This window comes from Methylocella silvestris, from assembly GCF_002891535.1.
GTDB lineage: Bacteria > Pseudomonadota > Alphaproteobacteria > Rhizobiales > Beijerinckiaceae > Methylocapsa > Methylocapsa silvestris_A.
Window position 1 is genome coordinate 20,385 of sequence record NZ_PDZR01000009.1, and the last position, 18,435, is coordinate 38,819.

The window sequence follows — 18,435 nt, forward strand, 5'->3', positions numbered from 1 at the left end:
CCTGCCCTCGTAAAAAGCAATTGAACGAGGACGCCGACTATGCGCTTTTGAGCCGTCGGAGCTATCGCAGGATCTGGAGCCTTATCGGAGAGACGCCATGCCGCCCGCCGCCCGCCTGACCGATATGCATGTCTGTCCCGCCGTGACCGGAGTCGTGCCGCATGTCGGCGGCCCGATCCTGCCGCCCTGTTGCGTCAATGTGCTGATCGGCAGCCTGCCGGCGGCGCGCGTCACCGATCTTGCGACCTGCGTCGGGCCGCCCGACATGATCGCGATGGGATCGACCACCGTCCTCATCGGCGGCCTGATGGCGGCGCGGATCGGCGACCCGACGGTCCATGGCGGCATGATCGTCATGGGCCTGCCGACGGTCATGATCGGCGGCTGAGCTTCGCCTCAAAGGCGGCGCCGGCGCATTAGCGGGATTGGCACATGAAGGCGAAAAACAAACCTCAGGCGCGCGCGGCGCTCGGCGCGGCTTTCGCCTGCGCCCTTGCCTTGGCCGCGCCCATGCCGAAGGCCGCCGCCAATGACAGCTCGGTCGAACTTGCCGTCGGAGGCGTCACCTTCGCACAGTCGCCCGATGTGTCGATGGAGGAGGAAACGCTGACGATCACGCCCGAAACCGTGACCGTCAACTACCGCTTCCTCAACCAGACGCAAGCGCCGGTTACGCTGAACGTCGGCTTTCCGCTGCCGGACCTTGATCTTTCCGATCAGGATTCCGCCTATGCTATTCCTGGCGCCGATCCGGTCAATTTCGTCGATTTCAAAACCCGGATCGACGGCAAGCCGATCAAATTCGACGTCGTCCAGCGCGCAAAAATGGGCGCCCGCGACGTCACAGCCGCTGTCCGCGCGTCAGGGCTGCCGATCGCGCTCATCGGCGCAGATACGCAGCAGAAGATTGCCGCCATCACGCCGGAGGCAAGGGCCGCGCTGATCGATAGCGGCCTTCTCATTCCGGCCGGGACCAGCGAGACGGGCGAAACGCTCTACGGTCCAGCCTGGACGGCGACGACCGCATTCACCCGCAAGCAGATCTTCCCGCCCGGCTCCAGCGTCAATGTCGAGCATCGCTACAGGACAAGCCTTGGCGCCAGCCAGGACACCGCGCTGCGCAAGGCGCTGCGCGACGCCGACGGCATGGGCGCGACCGTCGAGCGCTACCGCAAGGACTATTGCCTGCCGGATGATTTTTTTCGCGGCCTCGACAAGATCGCCGGCTCGGAGCCGACCAATACAGCGCGGCTGCAGGAGCGGCGCATCGCCTATGTGCTGAAGACAGGCGCGAACTGGTCCGGGCCGATCAAGAATTTTCACCTCATCGTCGACAAGGGCAAGTCCGACCGGCTGGTCAGCTTCTGCTTCGACAATGTGAAAAAGATTTCGCCGACAGCCTTCGAGGCGAAGCTTGAGAATTTCACGCCGGCGCAGGATCTAAAGATCCTGCTGATCGGAAAATATTGATTTTGACCGTCGGTCGCGACGCGTTCTTTTGCGCCGATGTACCCTAGGGAACAGACGCCTTGGCGTCGCTGCTGCATCTTGCTCCCATGTTGATTTGCGTTGGTCGTGAGTTCGACGATCGACTTCGGGGAGGTGTTTATGGCGGACGATGTGTTCTTTCGCGCTTCGGGACAGGCTGGTTATGAAGTGGATTGTGGTCACCACACAAAAACGCGTGTGGTGTTCGGAATTTTCGACGAGGAGAAGACATCGATCGCCTGGTATCTGTTCGCCTCTGCGGCCGACAAGAAATCGCAGAAGGAATGTGAAACCACAGATGTGCTCGTCACCGAGCAGTTCGGCTTTCGTACGGACGTCGGACGGCACATCCGGGTCTTGTTTCGAAAGAAAATCGGCCTCGACGGCCTCGCCGACAAGAAGGGAAGCTTCGCGACGCTCAACATGGATGCGACGGACAAATCGCGCCTGATCGGCTGCCGCATCGCCAAATTGAAAACCAAAGCCGGAGAGGTCGTGACCTTTCCCTTCGGCTTTCAGCAGAACTCAAAGCCATCGAGAGCCAATCAAGACATAGAAGGGAAGGTGCTGTTTCTGGAATCAGGACCTTTCGACGAAAAGACATTTCATCTCGGCCCGCAGGGAAAAGACTCGAAGATCAAAATATCCGGCGGCGTGGTTTGAAGCTTCCGCCGGAGCCGGGCCCACTGTGTGATGAGCCTCTGCCTCGACAATGGCGAGGCGACTACGACAGACTTCGCGGCAAAACTTCGAATTTTCAAGAGGACGAAGTTATGACGGACAGAATGCGCGTCAAGTTTTCCGGGCAGGCCGGCTATGAGGTCGATTGCGGCCATCATAAGAAAACCCGCGTCGTGTTCGGCATGATCGACGATGAAAAGACGACGGTCGCCTGGTATCTTTTCACCTCGACCGCCGACAAGAAATCACAGAAGGAATGCGCAGCCAACGATGCGCCCGCCGCCGTGAAATTTGGCTACCGAACCGATATCGGGCGGACTATACCGCATTCGTTCGAGAAGAAAATCGCGATGAACGAATTGGCCAAGAATCCCAAAGGGACCTACGCGACCCTCAACATGGACTCGACCGCAACCTCGCGCATGATCGGATACCGTATTGACAAGCTGAAGACCAAAGCGGGAGAGGTCGTGACTTTTCCTTTTGGGACCCAGCAGGACTCGCAGCCCTCGCGCGCGGGCGAGGACATCGAGGGCAAAGTGTTGTTCCTGGAAACCGCATCCTTTGACGAGAAAAAGTTTCACCTCGGTCCGCAAGGAAAAGATTCACAGATCCTGATCACGGGCGGCGCTACATAACATGCGCCGTCAGGCGGCGCGCCCGCCCGATCATTTTTCAAATATTTTTGAACGCGCCATGAGCGCGATGATCCGCTACAGTTGTCCGGTGTGCAGATTGTGCACGGCCGCACGCGCTGCGCGAAAAATTCGCGACAAGAAGCGTCTCCATATCCAAAGCGTCCAGGACTGACGCCGCAAGGGAGAGCATCATGTCTGTTAGATTTCGTATATCGGGTTATGCCGGCTATTCGGTCGCCTGCGGCGATCAATCCAAAACGCGAATCGTCTTCGCCGTTTTCGACGACGAGGAAACCAGGCTCGCGTGGTATCTTTTTTCCTCGCTGCAAGGGCAATGCGGCAAAGACGCAGCTACGACCCCCAGGAAATTCGGCCACCACGACGTTCCGGCTTTCAACCATCATACCTTCGAGAAAAAAATCGGCCTCGACGGATTGATCAGCAAACCCGCGGGCTCGCCGGCGACGCTCAATATGGATGTTACGGACCGGCATATCGATTGCAACTTCAGCCGCCTGAAGACCGCGGCCGGAGAGACCGTGGAGTTCACCGCGACAATTCAGACCGACAGCAAGCCGTCCGACGGCGGCAAGGACATCGCGGGAACGATGTATTTTCTCGAGCTCGTCGACTTCAGCAAAAAAGCATTTAAGCTTGGGCCGCAGGAGAAGAAATCGCAGTCGTCGATTACCGGCCCGGTGAAATGATGCGGCCGCTCCCGGTTCGCGGGACATGCGCCGGAGCGCGAGAGTGACGTAGCACACGGGCGCGAGGCGAATTTCGCGTATGATCCGCGACGTGAGGGAGCCATGCCGCCCCGCGCGCCCATTCAAGGCGATGATCCCGTGACAGCGATTAGACCGTTTTTTATTCCCGCTCTGATCGCCGCCGGCCTCGCGCTGGCGGCGCCTTTCGCCTTCGCGCTAGTGGCGCCTGTCGCCTTCGCGCAGGATGCGGCGGTCAAGGATTCGGCCGCCAAGGATTCCGTGGTCAAGGAATTCAAGGCCGGGTTCGGGCCGAACTCCGTCGGCGTCGTCGACGCGGCGGAGGACACCGAAATCGCCGGGCCGCAGGCGATCTATGCCGGCGAGAATGGCGAGATTTTCCTGCTCGATCAGGTCAACAGCCGCGTCGTCGGCTTCGAGCCGAAGGAGCCTGGCGCGCGTACAAGGTCGCTCGCGCTTCCCGAAGGGGTCGATCCGACCGATCTCATCGTCGCCAATGGCGGCATCTATGTCTGGGATGGCAAGCCGATCGCGCTCGAGGCGCGTGGCGGCGGCGGACTGACCCGCAGTCTCGCGCAAAGCAGTGGCGCGGTCGACGAGACCACCCAGTCGATGTTCGCGCAAATGGGCTCCGAAGAAACCGACCCGGCGACCCGAACGGTATCCGCCGCGCCGGCCCGGACCCGCCAGCTCGTCGCCTCGCGCGGCAAAGGACCCATTGCGGTGACGGTCACGCCCGATCAAACGGGCGCAGCGGTGCGGATCGAGGTCAGCCAGCAGGGCGCCTCCGCGCCTTTCGCCAAGCTCGCGATGAAGGTCCGCGACAAATTCGGCGCGATCGAATTTCTTGACGTCGATCGATCCGGCCGGATGTATGTGCTCGCCGAAAACATTCCGCCCTATGCAGGCATCGGCGCATCGACCTTTATCGCGCGCTTCAGCCCGACCGGGGCGTTCGAGGGCGTCTATGAACTGCCGCTGACGCCGAATGTCGCGCTCTCGCGCCGCTTCGTCACCGTCTCGCCCGAGGGCGACATCTATTTCCTGCGCACGCGCAAGGGCGTCGTCGACGTCATCGGCGTCGGCTTCCAGCCGATGAGAATTGGCCAGATCATCGATATGCGCGGCCCCTCGCCCGATTATGCGGCGCTGGCGAAGCTCGGCAAGGGCGCGATCGCCGCCATCGGCCCCGTGACCCGCGCGAGCATCACGCAAAGGGGCCTTGCTTTCGAGGCCTTCACCTGGCGATTGACGCCGGCGACATACGGCGCCGACCCCGATTCGCAATGTTCGGGATTCAACCGGATCAGGCGGCCAGGCTATCTCATCGGCCGCGCCGGACAGGATGTGCGCGGCGTTCCCTATTGCTGGGGCTGCCAGGGCTCGCTGCCGCAATTTGCAGCGCGCGTCTCGCGCGGCGCCCTCGCCGGCAATGTCTGCACCCGCAACGATCCGCGCTACGACGTCGTCGGCGTCGACTGCTCGTCCTTTGTGAGCGCGGCCTGGGGGCTCTCGACCCATTTTACCACCGCCGCCATTCCCTCGATCGCGGCGCTGATTCAAAATCCGTGGGATCTGAAGCCGGGCGACGCGCTGAACAAGCCGGGCTCGCATGTGATGCTGTTCATGGGATTTACGGCGGACCGCAAAGCCGAGGTGCTCGAGGCCTCCCCCGGGGGCTGCAACGGCCGCGTCTGCCGCAACGTCTATCCGCTCGCCTCGCTGCTGGAGCGCGGCTACGAGCCGCGCCGGTTCCGTGCGCTCGCGGATTAGGCCGGCGGGGATTTCCTATTCCACCCGTTCGACTGCAAATCCCTGTTCTTCGAACAGCCGCAGCAGACCCTCTTTGCCGGGCAGATGCGTTGCGCCGACGGCGATGAAGACGCCGCCCCCGGCAAGCAGGGGCAGCGCGCGCGCCGCCATGCGCTGATTGCGCCCGGAAATGAGGCGGTCGAGGAATAGCGTCGGCGTCGCTGCGCCCACGACGCCAGGAATAAAATCGGGCGAGCGCATCCAGGCGAGAAGCGCGCCCGTATCCTGCTCGACATAGCGGGCGATCGTCGTCTCAACCACGTCTTCGGCCTCGCTCGCCTGCCGCAGCGTCGAAACCAGCAGCGCGCGGGACTCGTCCGGCGGCAGTCCGTCCAGACTGTCGAGTTGCTCGATCATGGTCTCGAGGCCGACGACCTTTAGCCCGCGCGCGCGGGCCATGGCGGCGATGCGCTGGTCGGCGTAGGGGCGGGCGCCGTTTGTGCGCGCGCAGGCGGGAAGATCGAGCAGCAGGGCGAGCACCGCTGGCTTCAGCTCCCCGGCGGCGGAGGCCTTCATCCCGGCGGCGGCGACGAGCGCCTTGAGGGCGGCGAAATCCGCGCGATCAAGGAGGGTCCTGGCGCGCTCGGCGGCGTCCGCCAGCACGGCGGCGCGCATCGCCTTTGGATCCTTGCGGATCACGCTTTCCAGCCGTGCGCCGGTCTCGACGGATTCCACGGCGAGCGTTTTCGATGCGTCGAGCGCCGCGACGACGGAGGGGCGAAAATCCGTCACGCGGGGATCGGCAAGATGGAGCGTGCCAAACAGATAGGACGGCGCATCGTCGCCGCGGCTGAGCCGGAAAAACGTTCCGCGTCCGAATGGCGTCTCGGCAGCCTGCGCCTTTATGGCGGCGAAGGCTTCTGGCGCCTTCTCTTCGATCAGCGGGAAGAGATCATGGCCGGAGCAGGCCGCGCGCGCGCCGCCCGCCGCGAAACAAAGAATCGCGGCGATGACTGCGCCATAACGAACGCCTTGCGCAGCGGGCTCCCGGCGAGCCACGAACTGCCTACCACTGGTAGCGGATGCCCGCCTTGCCGCCGGCGCCGAACAGGCCTTCGCCGCCATGCACATCGCCGAGGACGAAAGAGGTGAGGCCCTGGCCGAAATCGAAGTTGAAGGCGAGAATGCCGCGCCCGCGCACCTGGCCGCGGTCGGCGTCGGCCAGGATGTTGTTGCCGTTGAACGAGGCGCCGGGGATGAAGCCGCCGTTGATGGCGACGTCGCTATAGGCGAGGCCGGTCAGCGTGGTCTTGATGATGACCTTGTCGAAAATCGAGGCCGTTCCGACGCGCGCGCCGCCCTGCACCATCACCTGATTGCCATTTTCAAGGCCGAGCGCTGCGGCGCCGCCGCCATAGCCGAGCGCCGTGAATTGCGCGCCGACGGTCGGCTCGAACCAGAAGTTCGGATAGACGTCAAAGCGATAGTTGAGGTTGCCGGCGACCGTCGAGTTCAGGAGGCTGGTCGAACCTTCGCCCGAGAAGGTCGAGGAGAACGGCCCGAACGGTCCGGCGAAGGCGAGATTGTCGGTGAAATTCTGGTTGAGGCTCAAAAGGTCGAATTTGGCGAGGATGTCGGCCGAGAACGGGCCGGAGAAATAGGTGGCGTAGACGCCGAGCGAGGGGCCGTCGAGCTTGGCGTGGAGATGCGTCGATCCATTGCCGACGACGGCAAGGTTCGACGACGCCGACACCGTATCGAGATTAAGGGTCGAGGAAATATAGCCGACGAGCGCGCCGACGATAACGCCGTCGGTTGGGGCGAACAGGCCATGCGCCGTATAGTCGAGGCCAGCCTGGAAGCCGACCGTGCCCATCTTGCTGTCGACGGTGGTGGTGAGCGGCACAGGCGCGCCGCCATTGAAATCAGGTCCGCTGATGGCGCCGAGGCCGCTCGCGTTGCGTTTTTCATATTCGCCGAAGACCTGGCCCCAGACGCCGTAACGGAATGGCGCCTCAAGCGGCGGCGGCGGCGGAACGAATCCGTCCTTGCTGACGAAGGCGGCTCTTGGACGCGCGTGGGGCGGGGCGGACGGCGGCGCAGGCGCCTCCTCGACCTCGGCGACAGCGGCCTTGCCTTTCTTTGTCTTCGTCTTGGCGGCGTGCTTCTTCGCCGGAGCGGGCGGCGGAGGAGGCGCGACCTGCTCCGCGGCGGGAGCGGCATTGGGTTCGCAGGCGCCATCGACGCGGCTAAAGCCGGCGGCGCAGCGATCGCGTTCCTCGTCGCGCCGGTTGGCGATCGAGTTCTCGGCGCTGCGCGCGGTTTCCTGCGTTGTCGATTGCGAGAGTTCGCTCAGCGCCTGGCTCGCCAGCGCGGCGCCGGAAAAAGCAGCCGGGTCAGCGCCTTGCCCGTTGTTGGTGCACTGGCCGTTGACGGGCTGCGAGGAAAAGCCGGTGAAGGTGGCCGGGCCGACAAAGGTTTCTGTTCTGAACTCTGTGCAATTGCCGAAGCTGTCTCTTTGAACGCAAACCTGTCTTGTCTGAACCGCGTTTTGCTGAGTGACCGTCGTCGGGCAAAAGGACGCCGCTTGTACGGTGATGGCCGCGCCGCACCAGAAGGCCACGGTAGCCGCGAGTTTCATGGCGATCGAATTGGTGGCGCGCATCACAAGCTCCCCTGCTTTGCGGCGACAATAGACGATAACGAACACGTGATCTGTGTTGTATCTGCAACAACACTGATCTATTCTTTCGGCAGCTTCGCGCCTGGAGTGCCGGGACGCACATTTATGTACAGCGTGTCTACCTATGCTTTGTTTCGGAAAACAGGCGCGGCAGGATCACCGGGCGGTCGTTTATCGATTTCCCGCCTCATGCGCGCGCCGTCTTCCGCCGGAGCTTGGACATGATTATCGGCCGCATTCTCGTGTTCGTGTGCAGCGTTTTGCTCGCCGCCCCCTTCGCGCTTGGCTCGCGCGCCCTCGCCGCTGACGGCGACCTCGAACTCTGCAATCATTCGCTCGGCAATCCCGACGCCGGCATTCCCGCCTGCACAAGGCTGATCGAGAGCTCTGCCGACGAAGCGGCGACGCCCGGCCTTCTCAACAATCGCGGCGTCGCCAAGGTGCGCAAGGGCGATCTTGAAGGCGCGATCGCCGATTTTTCCCGCGCGCTTGACCGAAATCCGAATTCGATCGACGCCTATCGCAATCGCGGTCTCGCGCGCCAGATCGAGGGCGATTACGACGGCTCGATCGCGGACTATAATCAAGCGATCCGGATCGACGCCAAATCGCCGGACCTTTACAATTCGCGCGGTGCGGCTCTCGTCAACAAGGGCGAATATGACCGGGCGATCGCCGACTATGACAAGGCGATCCGGCTCAACGGCAAATTCGCCAAGGCCTTCTACAACCGCGGTCAGGCCCGCTACCTGAAGAATCAGCCTGACCGCGCGATCGCCGATTTCGACGAATTCATCAAACTTTCGCCCAATGAGGCCAAGGGCTATGTGCAGCGCGCCGATGCGCGGCTCGCCAAGGCCGACGTTCTCGGGGCGATCGCCGATTATGATTCGGCGATCAAGGTCGACGCCGCCAATGGCGAAGCCTTCAGTCATCGCGGCGAGGCCCGCCGCCTGCAAGGCGATCTCGAAAAATCGCTTGTCGACCAGAACAAGGCGATCGAGCTTGCGGCGACGCCGGAAAGCTACGTCAACCGCGCCCTTGTCTATGCCGATCAGGGCAAGCTCGATCTCGCTCTCGCCGATTGCGACGAGGCGCTTCTGCTCAGGCCGAAATATGATCTCGCCTTTGCGCAGCGGGGCCGGGTGAAGCGGCTCAGCGGCGACCTTGAGGGCGCGCTCGGCGATCTCAACAAGGCTCTTTCGATCGATCCGCGCTTGCCCGTGTCGCTCAGCTTCCGCGGCGACGTCTTTCTTGCGCGCGACTCGAACGATCGCGCGATCGCCGATTTTACCGAGGCGCTTCGCGTCGCGCCCGATTTCGTCGCCGCCTATGCCGGCAGGGGGCAGGCCTACGAAAAAGCCGGCCAATCGGCGAAAGCGAAAGCCGATTACCAGAAAGCGCTGAGCCTGCCCGGGGAGGCCGACGCGGCCCTCGCCAAGCCGGCGCAAAATCAGGCGCGCGCGCGGCTTGCGGCCCTCGCGGCGAGCGAGGCCTCCAGCGCCAAGCTCGTCGCCGGAGCGGCGGTAGCGGACGCGACCGACGCGCGGGCGAAAGCCGACGCCGAGGCGCGCGCCAAGGCCGAGGCCGAGCAGCAGGCGGCCGCCATCGAAGCCCGCATCAAGACGGAAGTGGAAGCTCGCACAAAGGTCGCCGCCGAGGCGGCGCGGGCGCGGCTCGAAACGCAGGCCGCGGCCGAAGCGCGTGCCCGCGCCGACGCCGACGCCAAGGCGAAAGCAGTCTATGAGGCGCAGGCGAAAGCCGAATTCGACACGCGGCTGAAAGCCGAGGTCGAGGCGCGCGCCAAGGCCGTCGTCGAGGCGGCGCAAACCAAAAGCGCTGCGCTCGCGCCGCCGCTTGGCAACCGCGTCGCGCTCGTCATCGGCAATTCCAACTATCGCGAAGTCGCGACGCTGCCCAATCCGCAGCGCGACGCGCAGGCGGTCGCCGCGGCTTTTCGCAAGGTCGGCTTTCAGACCGTCTTCGCCGAACAGGATTTGACGCGCGAAAAATTCCTGGCCGCGCTGCGCGCCTTCGAGGACAAGGTCGAGACCGCCGATTGGGCCGTGGTCTATTACGCCGGGCATGGACTCGAGATCGGCGGCGTCAATTATCTCATTCCGGTCGACGCCAAGCTCAGGGCCGACCGCGACGTTCAGGATGAGGCGATCACGCTGGAGCGCATCCTGATCGCGACCGAGCGCGCCAAGAAACTGCGCCTCGTCATTCTCGACGCCTGCCGCGACAACCCGTTCGCGGCGCGCATGCAGCGGACCATGGCCTCGCGCTCGATCGGCCGCGGTTTCGCCCGCGTCGAGCCGGAGGGCGGCACGCTCGTCGCCTATGCGGCCCGCGACGGCCAGGTCGCGCAGGACGGCGACGGCGATCACAGCCCCTTCACCCAGGCTTTTCTGCGCAATATCGTCAAGCCTCAGCTTGAGATCAATATGCTGTTTCGGCAGATCCGCGACGAGGTGCGGCAGGCGACGGGCCAGCGGCAGGAGCCATTCACCTATGGCTCGCTGCCGGGCGAGAGCTTCTATTTTGTCGCCAGATAGCGCGGCTCGGGAAACGAGGGCGCGCTTTCGAGATCTCGATGAGTTTGCGCCCGATCGGTCCAAAATTATGAAGCGCGATCGATTCCAGATCTTTACAACATGAGGCGGCCGGAAAAGCTTTGTGCGTTTCGGCATCGCGCTTGGGCTTTGGCGCGCAGCCGGAAGGCTCCCGATGGGTTACGAGCTTTATTACTGGCCGGAGATTCAGGGCCGCGGTGAATTCGTGCGCCTCGCTCTCGAAGAGGCCGGCGCCGATTATGTCGACGTCGCGCGCGGCGAGGGCGGCGTCGCAACTTTGATCGACCTGATGGAGCAAGCCGATCGCCCGCCCTTCGCGCCGCCGTTTCTGCGGGACGGCGAAGTCCTGATCGGCCAGACCGCCGCGATCCTTTTATATCTCGGGCCCAAACTCGGCCTCGCCCCACGGGCGGAAGTCGGCCGGCTGTGGGTCCATCAGATTCAGCTCACCATCTCCGACGCCGTCGCCGAGGCGCATGATACGCACCATCCGATCGACGTTGAGCTCTTCTATAAAGACCAGAAGCCGGAGGCGCGCCGCCGCGCCGCAGCGTTCCGGCGCGCGCGCATTCCGAAATTCTTGAGCTGGTTCGAGACCCTCCTCGCGCGCAATCCCGACGGCTTTCTCGTCGGCAATCGCCTCACCTATGCCGATCTGTCGCTGTTCCAGCTGGTCGAAGGGCTCTCCTACGCTTTTCCGAAAGTGATGAAGGGAGCGCTGAAACAGGCGCCTCGGGTCGCGGCGCTGCGGCAAGCGGTCGCCGGGCGCCCGCGCCTTAGCGCCTATCTTGCGAGCAAGCGCCGCATTCCTTTCAACGAGGACGGCATTTTCCGGCATTATTCCGAACTCGACGGATAGGGCGAGGAGAGCCCCTTCGCTCGGCCTGTTGCGCGGTCCTTGAACTCTGCGCCCGCCCTGCGTATGAAAAGCCGCCGTCTTCAGGAGGCCTCCGGCGCGTGGCGGCGCGCCTCACACACGGCGGATGACCTGAGCGCGGGCTCGCGTGGAGACTCCGGCGAAAGAAGCCGAAAGAAACTATGTCTGCAAGCGTCACCGTCGTCGCCCCCGCGCGGCTTCACCTCGGCTTTCTCGATCTTCACGGCGGACTCGGGCGCCGATTTGGCAGCATCGGGCTGGCGATCGACCGGCCGGCGACGCGACTTCATATTTCGCGCGCGGCAAAAAACGCCGCCACCGGCTCCGACTCGGAGCGGGCCTTGGCGCATGTCGAGGCGCTGCAGCGGCGCCATGGCCTGTCCTCGGCCTATGACATCGCTATCGAGACCGCGATTCCCGACCATGTCGGGCTTGGCTCGGGCACGCAGCTGGCGCTGGCGCTGGGCGCTGGACTCCGCCTGCTCGAAGGGCTGCCGGCCAACCCCGCCGACGACGCGCTGCTGCTTCAGCGCACGATGCGCTCCGGGATCGGCGCGGCGATTTTCGAGCGCGGCGGCGTCATCGTCGATGGCGGTCGCGGCGAGCGGACGATCACGCCGCCGGTGATCGCGCGGCTCGAATTTCCCCCGGCTTGGCGCGTGATCCTCGTGCTCGACCCTGAACTGAAAGGGATCCACGGGCCGCAGGAAATCCAGTCCTTCGCGGCGCTCGAGCCTTTTGAGGCCGCCGCGTCAGGCGAAATCTGCCGCCTCGTGCTGATTCAGGCCCTTCCCGCCCTAGTCGAAGCCGACATCGACGCTTTCGGCGCCGCGATCGCGCGGATTCAGGAGATCGTCGGCGCCTATTTCGCGCCGGCCCAGGGCGGCGGCGCGTTCACGAGCCCGCGCGTGGCGCAGGCGATGACCGAGCTCGCCCGCCATGGCGCCAGAGGAATTGGCCAGTCCTCCTGGGGGCCGACTGGCTTCGCCTTCGCCGCCGACGCCGCCGACGCCGCGCGCATTTGCGCGCTTTCGCGCGAAAAATCTAATGCCTTGGGAGTAGAAATTGCGATATGCAAAGGACTTAATCACGGCGCGATCGTAAGGGGCGATGTTCCTGCCGATCCGGCCGCGACATTCGCCGCTGCGAATATCGTGACAGGTCAGCCGTCGAGATAGTGAAAGTCGGGTTCGGATTCAGACGCCCGTCTGAAATCACCGGCCTTGGGGCATGACGCCGAAAGCAGGAACAGTTTTCGGACCGACGCCATGCTCTAAATAGCTGGAATCGATGACGTTCGCGATTTGGAATGGCTCAATCGAAATCGTCGCGATCCAGAGCAAACGCCATAAAGCATAGAGGGGAACCGCGTGGCCAAGACTATTCTGCACATGTTCACTCCGTTGAAGCATATGAGCCCGTTCGATGTGAACATGGCGCTCGACGCGGGCTATGATTCGGTCACGCCCTATACCGGGGTCACGCTCGATGAAGTCACGGCTCTCGTACAGGACGCGATGTTTTCGCGCTCGCCGCGGGACGCGGTGCGCACCGGCGTGTTCATCGCCGGCAAGGACGCCGGCCTTGCGCTCGACATGCTGGAGCGCTTCAAAGCGACTCTTTTGAAGCCTTTCGAGATTTCGGCCTTCGCCGATCCGGCCGGCTCCTTCACGACCGCAGCCGCTATGGTCGCCTGCGTCGAAAAGCTGCTGAAGACCAAGAAAAACAAAAGCCTCGACAAGACCAAGATCCTGATTTTCGGCGCGACCGGCGTCGTCGGCTATGCGGCGGGCGTGATTTCGGCTCTTGAAGGCGCCGAAGTGTCGCTCGCCGGCTATGACGGGCCAAAGCGCGTTCAGGCGAAAGCGGACGACATCAAGGCCCGCTTCGGCGTTGACCTCAAGGCCGTCGACGGCAGCACCGAAGAGAAAAAGAAAGAGGCGCTCGAAGGCGTCGAGGTCGTCTATTGCGCGGCCGCGGCCGGCGTGCAGGTGCTCTCGAAGGAGTTGCTCGCTGGGGCCAAGAGCCTCCTTGTCGCCGCCGACGTCAACGCCGTTCCCCCCGCCGGCATCGAAGGGCTGCAGCTGTTCGACAATGGCGCCGAGCTTGAGGGCGGCGCTCTCGGCGTCGGCCCGCTCGCCATTGGCGACATCAAATACAAGACCGAATCCGGCCTGTTCCAGCGCATGGCGACGTCGTCGAAGCCGCTTTGCATCGACTTCCGCGACGCCTTCACATTGGCGCGGGAACTGGTCTGAGCAAGCCGCAAGCTTGTCCGGCCTGACAAAGCACCGAGGCGCCGCGGTTCTGATCGCGGCGTCCTCTGGCCGCGCTCTCGCCGCTGCGGCGCGGCGCGCCGGCTTCCGTCCCCTCGTCGCCGATCTTTTTGACGATAGCGACACGCGCGGCCTCTGCGCGGCGAGTCTCATTGCCGGGGATTGGCGCACAGGCTTCTCCCGCGATCCCCTGATCGCCGCTCTGGAAACGCTGGCGGAGGCGAATTCTCCAATCGGCCTCGTCTATGGCGCAGGCTTCGAGGATCGGCCGAGCCTTTTAGAGGAGCTCGCCGCGCGCTGGTCCCTGTTCGGCAATCCGGCCGATCGGCTGCGCCGCGCCAAGGACCCGATGGCTCTCGCCGCGCTTTGCCAGGCGCGTGGCGTTCCCCATCCAGACATCAGCCTCGCCTTGCCGGACCCCTGCGACGGCTGGCTCGTCAAAAGCGTCGGCGGCGCCGGCGGCTCCCATGTCGCGCCTGCACGGGCCTCACGGCCAGCGGGCGAAAACGTTTATTTTCAAAGATTTGCGCCTGGGGAGCCAATCTCGGTCCAATGTCTCTGCGACGGAAGCCGCGCGATCTCGCTTGGCCTCAGCCGGCAATGGACGGCCCCCGCGCCGGACGAACCCTTCCGCTATGGCGGCTGCGTCCGCCCGGCCGGACTTGCTGCCGACCTTGAACGGCGCCTCGCTGACGCCGCCTGCGCGATCGTCGGCGCGCAGGGGCTGGTAGGTCTGAACAGCGTCGATTTTTTGGTCGATGGGGACATTTTCCATCTGATCGAGGTTAATCCGCGCCCGGGCGCGGCGATCGACATCTTCGAAGATGGCGAAGGCCGTCTGTTTCAGGCGCATATCGACGCATGTCTGGGGCGGCTTCCGATCCGGGCGCTCGAATTCAATGCGGCTTCAGCCGCGGCAATCGCCTACGCGCAACAGGATATCGGAGCGATGCCCCAGCTCGACTGGCCGGATTGGACGGCCGACCGGCAAAAGCCGCAAAGCGTCGTGGGGTTGTATGATCCGCTTTGCACCATTAAAGCCTGCGCAGCGCAAACGTCCGCCGCGCGCGCCCTCGTTGAGGCGCGCGCCGGCGCTTTGGTCGACGCCATAAATTGTAAACTGGGGGGAGAAGCATCGTGAGCGAGACGGCTCTGAGCATCAACACGCTGACCGGACGTCTTGTCGACGCGATGATCGCCGACGCGGCGAAATTGCGCGTCATCGTCACCAAGGGCGCGCGCGGCGAGACCATCATCGACGCCGGAAAATCCGCCCGCGGCGGAATCGAGGCGGGCTTGCGCCTCGCCGAGATTTGCCTTGGCGGGCTTGGAACCGTCACCTTGTCGCCCACCGGCGAAAATCCGAACTGGCCGTTTGAAATCTCCGTGCGCTCAACCGATCCGGTGATCGCCTGCCTCGCCAGCCAATATGCCGGCTGGGCGCTGTCGCATGGCGAAGGCAAGGGATCCTTCTTCGCGCTGGGCTCGGGCCCCGCCCGCGCGCTCGCCTGCAAGGAGCCGCTATTCCAGGATCTCGCCTATCGCGACGCGGCGACCAGAGCCACGCTGGTGCTCGAGAGCGACCGGCCGCCGCCGCCGGAAGTCACCGACAAGGTCGCTAGCGCCTGCGGCGTCAGCCCGGAAAATCTCGCCTTCATCTACGCGCCGACGCAGAGCCTCGCCGGCAGCGTGCAGGTGGTCGCCCGCGTGCTCGAAGTCGCGCTGCACAAGGCGCATGAGCTGCATTTCCCGCTCGAGCGGATCGTCGACGGCCTCGCCTGCGCGCCTTTGTCGCCGCCCCATCCCGATTTCGTCGAGGCGATGGGCCGCACCAATGACGCGATCATCTATGCCGGCCGGATCCAGCTCTTCGTCACCGGGCCGGCCGACGACGCCAAGGCGCTGGCGGAACAATTGCCGAGCAAGAACTCGCGCGATCATGGCCGCCCTTTCGCCGAGATTTTCAAGGCCAACAAGGGGGATTTCTACGCCATCGACCCGATGCTGTTCAGCCCGGCCGAAGCGATCGTCACCTCGGTCGACAGCGGCCGGACCTTCCGCGCCGGCAAGATCGAAAACGCCCTGCTTGATGCCTGCTTCTCCTAAAGCAGCGCTTCTTTCACCCGATGCGCTAAAAATCGCGATCGCGGTCGATCTTTACGACTGGCACGCGCGCGATCTGACCGCGGCCTTCACCCGCGCCGGCGTCCTCGCGACGCCGATAAGGCTGGCGCAATGCGGGTTCGATACGCAGCGCAAACATGGCCTGGTCATCCACGGCTTCGGGACGGACCTGCCTGACGCGGTCTTCGTCCGCGCCATCGGTTCGGGCTCGTTCGAGAGCGTGACACTACGCCTCAGCGTGCTGCACGCCTTGCGCGATCTCGGCGTTCCGGTCGCCAATCCCGCCCGCGCGGTGGAAATCTGCGTCGACAAGGCGGCGACGAGTTTTGCGCTGGCGCACGCCAAAATTCCGACGCCGCCGACATGGGCCGCCCAATCGACGGATGCGGCGCGGAAAATCCTGCGTCGCGAGATATCGCGCGGGCCTCTCGTCTTAAAGCCGCTGTTCGGCGCGCAGGGTTTTGGCTTGAGGCTGATCCACAGCGAGGACGATCTGCCGCCGATCGAGGCGGTAGAATATGTCTATTATCTGCAGCGCTTCGTTGGACCACGTAAAGACGTCTATTCCGACATGCGGTTTTTCGTCTCGGACGGCGAAGTGATCGGCGCCATGATCCGGCGCGCCGCGAACTGGATCACCAACATCAAGCTTGGCGCGCGGCCGGAATGGCTCGAGCCGGACGACGACTTGACCGCGCTGGCGTTGCGCGCTTCTGCCGCCGTCGGCGCGCAATTTTCCGGCGTCGACATTATTCTCGACGCCGACGGCGCGCCGCAAGTGTTGGAAGTCAACAGCATGCCGGGCTGGCGCGGGCTTCAGAAAGTGGCGCCTTTTTGCATCGCCGACCGGCTCGTCCGCGATTTTCTAAAGCATGCCGGACGGGCGCCTGTAGAAGAGGCGCCAGCATCGAGCGTCGAGCGCGTCGCATGATCGCAGCGCAACAGAGCGACGCCGCCTCTGCCGCGCGTCACGCGGCTATAAAAAAAGCTTTCATCACATCCTGCCGCGATGAGGTGGAGGCGCCGAAACCCGGCAATGTGCATGTCTTCAGCGAGGGACATGGCATGACGGTTGAGCAGTTTCTGCGCAGCGCGGACGCCGCCGCCGCGCCGCTCTGCGCGCCGGGCGCGGCTGTAGGCGCGCGTATTCTTGGCGCGGTGGAAGCGACCTTCGCGCGTGTCGGCCTCAATACCAATCTCGGCATCATCTTGTTATGCGCGCCTCTCGCCGCGGCCGCGGAGTTTTCGCGGACGGCTGTTGCGCCCTGTGACGCCGCCAGTGACATTACCGTGACGAGAGAGGACGCGCTTGCCGCCGCGCTCGAGGCGACGCTCGTAAAGCTCAGCCGCGACGACGCGCAATCGGCTTTCGCCGCGATCGTGATCGCCTCGCCGGGCGGTCTTGGCGCCGCGTCCCGGCACGACGTTCGGGCCCCGGCGCAAACGACGCTGCTTGATGCAATGCGGGAGGCGGCCCCCCGCGACGCCATAGCACGGCAATACGCGAACGGCTTTGCCGACGTGTTCGGCCTCGGGCTGCGCGCGCTTGCTGCAGCGCGCGGAAAAGGCTGGGGCGCGCCTTGGCTCGCCGTAGCCGTGTACCTTGATTTTCTTGCGGAATTTCCAGATAGCCACATCGCCCGCAAATATGGGATCGAGGCGGCGGAAGCGGTGCGGGACGAGGCTGCGCCGCTGCGCGACGCATTCGCCGTCAGTGTCGATCCGGCGAATTTTCGCCAAAATCTTCTCGCATTCGACCGCAGCCTGAAGGTTGCCGGCCGCAATCCGGGCACCAGCGCGGACCTGACCGTGGCAACCCTTTTTGCCAATCGGCTAATCAATCTTGATTACGCGCGGCAATAATGGTTGAGTGCGCGCCAGCGGACCAGTGCCGCTTCTATCCGGCTAACCGGCCCGGCGAAGATGGGCGCTGAGAACAAGGATTGAGTTCATTTTCTGCTGATTTCTTCGATAGCAATCTACGAAGGAAGTCTCAATGGGAGGGTTTTTTAACGTGACCAAGATCAACAAACTGCTGGTTGGCGAATCGCTCGTCGGCGAAGGCAATGAAGTCGCCCACATCGACCTGCTCATCGGACCGCGCGGCAGCGCCGCCGAAACGGCCTTCGCGAACGCGCTGGTCAACAACAAGGACGGCTTCACCTCCCTGCTCGCCGTCGTCGCTCCGAACCTGCTCGCGAAGCCCGCGACCGTCATGTTCAACAAGGTGACGATCAAGAACGCGACCCAGGCCGTCCAGATGTTCGGCCCGGCCCAGCGCGGCGTCGCCAAGGCTGTCGCAGATAGCGTCGCCGACGGCGTTATCCCGATCCAGGAAGCCAACGATATCTTCATCTCGGTTGGCGTCTTCATCCATTGGGAAGCCAAGGACGACCAGAAGATCCAGGACTACAACTATCAGGCCACGAAGGAAGCGATCGCCCGCGCCGTCGCCGGCGAGCCGAGCCCGCAAACCGTCGTCGAACAGCGCAACACGGCCAAGCACCCCTTCGCGCCGAACTAAGCAACGGGTCCGGCACAGAACGCATCTCCCCGCCTGTCCGCCGCAAGGCCGGACAGTTGATCCGAACCCCGCATCGTCGGATTGAGTTGCA

General features: G+C 64.0%; 17 protein-coding genes. 15 read left to right on the forward strand and 2 right to left on the reverse strand.

Annotation, left to right across the window (positions count from 1 at the left end):
* Positions 1 to 97: 97 nt before the first annotated feature.
* The 6 genes from CR492_RS09600 (at position 98) to CR492_RS09625 (ending at position 5,305) form a co-directional block, all read left to right on the forward strand.
* A complete protein-coding gene (locus CR492_RS09600; protein ID WP_102843535.1) occupies positions 98 to 388 on the forward strand; it encodes a PAAR domain-containing protein in 291 nt (96 codons plus the stop codon).
* A gap of 44 nt (positions 389 to 432) precedes the next feature.
* Positions 433 to 1,470 (forward strand): DUF4424 domain-containing protein, encoded by a 1,038-nt coding sequence (locus tag CR492_RS09605; RefSeq protein WP_102843536.1) that lies wholly within the window; start codon positions 433 to 435, stop codon positions 1,468 to 1,470.
* A gap of 138 nt (positions 1,471 to 1,608) precedes the next feature.
* The gene (locus CR492_RS09610) at positions 1,609 to 2,151 is read left to right on the forward strand and encodes a hypothetical protein (protein WP_102843624.1); all 543 of its coding nucleotides are present in this window, start codon (positions 1,609 to 1,611) and stop codon (positions 2,149 to 2,151) included.
* Positions 2,148 to 2,807 carry a hypothetical protein gene (locus CR492_RS09615; protein ID WP_245412034.1) on the forward strand — a complete coding sequence of 220 codons (660 nt, stop codon included), beginning with the start codon at positions 2,148 to 2,150 and terminating at the stop codon, positions 2,805 to 2,807. Before CR492_RS09610 ends, CR492_RS09615 begins: the two co-directional genes overlap by 4 nt.
* Positions 2,808 to 2,998: 191 nt before the next feature.
* On the forward strand, positions 2,999 to 3,514 hold the full coding sequence (locus CR492_RS09620; protein WP_102843538.1) for a hypothetical protein: 516 nt from the start codon (positions 2,999 to 3,001) through the stop codon (positions 3,512 to 3,514).
* 138 nt (positions 3,515 to 3,652) lie between these two features.
* Complete coding sequence (locus CR492_RS09625) at positions 3,653 to 5,305, forward strand: hypothetical protein (RefSeq protein ID WP_245412035.1); 1,653 nt, start codon at positions 3,653 to 3,655, stop codon at positions 5,303 to 5,305.
* 15 nt (positions 5,306 to 5,320) lie between these two features.
* On the opposite strand, the gene CR492_RS09630 is transcribed toward CR492_RS09625, so the two are convergent.
* Positions 5,321 to 6,343: a TraB/GumN family protein gene (locus CR492_RS09630; protein WP_245412036.1), complete on the reverse strand. Its 1,023-nt coding sequence runs from the start codon at positions 6,341 to 6,343 to the stop codon at positions 5,321 to 5,323.
* A 7-nt stretch (positions 6,344 to 6,350) separates the two neighbouring features.
* Positions 6,351 to 7,949 carry an autotransporter outer membrane beta-barrel domain-containing protein gene (locus tag CR492_RS09635; RefSeq protein ID WP_102843541.1) on the reverse strand — a complete coding sequence of 533 codons (1,599 nt, stop codon included), beginning with the start codon at positions 7,947 to 7,949 and terminating at the stop codon, positions 6,351 to 6,353.
* A 239-nt stretch (positions 7,950 to 8,188) separates the two neighbouring features.
* On the opposite strand from CR492_RS09635, the gene CR492_RS09640 reads away from it, so the two are divergent.
* The 9 genes from CR492_RS09640 (at position 8,189) to fae (ending at position 18,344) form a co-directional block, all read left to right on the forward strand.
* Positions 8,189 to 10,525 carry a tetratricopeptide repeat protein gene (locus tag CR492_RS09640; RefSeq protein WP_180982497.1) on the forward strand — a complete coding sequence of 779 codons (2,337 nt, stop codon included), beginning with the start codon at positions 8,189 to 8,191 and terminating at the stop codon, positions 10,523 to 10,525.
* A gap of 172 nt (positions 10,526 to 10,697) precedes the next feature.
* On the forward strand, positions 10,698 to 11,402 hold the full coding sequence (locus CR492_RS09645; RefSeq protein WP_102843542.1) for a glutathione S-transferase: 705 nt from the start codon (positions 10,698 to 10,700) through the stop codon (positions 11,400 to 11,402).
* A 179-nt stretch (positions 11,403 to 11,581) separates the two neighbouring features.
* Positions 11,582 to 12,598 (forward strand): beta-ribofuranosylaminobenzene 5'-phosphate synthase family protein, encoded by a 1,017-nt coding sequence (locus CR492_RS09650; RefSeq protein WP_102843543.1) that lies wholly within the window; start codon positions 11,582 to 11,584, stop codon positions 12,596 to 12,598.
* Between the two features lie 192 nt (positions 12,599 to 12,790).
* Positions 12,791 to 13,678, forward strand: a complete 888-nt coding sequence (locus CR492_RS09655) for an NAD(P)-dependent methylenetetrahydromethanopterin dehydrogenase (protein WP_180982498.1) — start codon at positions 12,791 to 12,793, stop codon at positions 13,676 to 13,678.
* 13 nt (positions 13,679 to 13,691) lie between these two features.
* Entirely contained in the window at positions 13,692 to 14,837 is a 1,146-nt protein-coding gene (locus tag CR492_RS09660; RefSeq protein WP_102843545.1) for an ATP-grasp domain-containing protein, read from the forward strand.
* A 50-nt stretch (positions 14,838 to 14,887) separates the two neighbouring features.
* Positions 14,888 to 15,802, forward strand: coding sequence for a methenyltetrahydromethanopterin cyclohydrolase (gene mch / locus CR492_RS09665; RefSeq protein ID WP_245412040.1), 915 nt, complete (start codon positions 14,888 to 14,890; stop codon positions 15,800 to 15,802).
* Positions 15,786 to 16,751, forward strand: coding sequence for a RimK family alpha-L-glutamate ligase (locus tag CR492_RS09670; protein WP_102843547.1), 966 nt, complete (start codon positions 15,786 to 15,788; stop codon positions 16,749 to 16,751). The genes mch and CR492_RS09670 overlap by 17 nt, the downstream gene beginning before the upstream one ends.
* Complete coding sequence (locus CR492_RS09675; protein ID WP_102843548.1) at positions 16,748 to 17,683, forward strand: triphosphoribosyl-dephospho-CoA synthase; 936 nt, start codon at positions 16,748 to 16,750, stop codon at positions 17,681 to 17,683. Before CR492_RS09670 ends, CR492_RS09675 begins: the two co-directional genes overlap by 4 nt.
* 151 nt (positions 17,684 to 17,834) lie before the next feature.
* Positions 17,835 to 18,344: a formaldehyde-activating enzyme gene (gene fae, locus CR492_RS09680; RefSeq protein ID WP_085985899.1), complete on the forward strand. Its 510-nt coding sequence runs from the start codon at positions 17,835 to 17,837 to the stop codon at positions 18,342 to 18,344.
* Positions 18,345 to 18,435: the final 91 nt, after the last annotated feature.

What these genes read in the sequence shown, in the direction of transcription:
- CR492_RS09600 (WP_102843535.1), top strand. Translation starts at nt 98, where the DNA reads ATGCCGCCCGCCGCCCGCCTGACCGATATGCATGTCTGTCCCGCCGTG.
- CR492_RS09605 (WP_102843536.1), top strand. Translation starts at nt 433, where the DNA reads ATGAAGGCGAAAAACAAACCTCAGGCGCGCGCGGCGCTCGGCGCGGCT.
- CR492_RS09610 (WP_102843624.1), top strand. Translation starts at nt 1,609, where the DNA reads ATGGCGGACGATGTGTTCTTTCGCGCTTCGGGACAGGCTGGTTATGAA.
- CR492_RS09620 (WP_102843538.1), top strand. Translation starts at nt 2,999, where the DNA reads ATGTCTGTTAGATTTCGTATATCGGGTTATGCCGGCTATTCGGTCGCC.
- CR492_RS09635 (WP_102843541.1), bottom strand. Translation starts at nt 7,949, where the DNA reads ATGCGCGCCACCAATTCGATCGCCATGAAACTCGCGGCTACCGTGGCC.
- CR492_RS09640 (WP_180982497.1), top strand. Translation starts at nt 8,189, where the DNA reads ATGATTATCGGCCGCATTCTCGTGTTCGTGTGCAGCGTTTTGCTCGCC.
- CR492_RS09645 (WP_102843542.1), top strand. Translation starts at nt 10,698, where the DNA reads ATGGGTTACGAGCTTTATTACTGGCCGGAGATTCAGGGCCGCGGTGAA.
- CR492_RS09650 (WP_102843543.1), top strand. Translation starts at nt 11,582, where the DNA reads ATGTCTGCAAGCGTCACCGTCGTCGCCCCCGCGCGGCTTCACCTCGGC.
- mch (WP_245412040.1), top strand. Translation starts at nt 14,888, where the DNA reads ATGATCGCCGACGCGGCGAAATTGCGCGTCATCGTCACCAAGGGCGCG.
- CR492_RS09670 (WP_102843547.1), top strand. Translation starts at nt 15,786, where the DNA reads ATGCCTGCTTCTCCTAAAGCAGCGCTTCTTTCACCCGATGCGCTAAAA.
- CR492_RS09675 (WP_102843548.1), top strand. Translation starts at nt 16,748, where the DNA reads ATGATCGCAGCGCAACAGAGCGACGCCGCCTCTGCCGCGCGTCACGCG.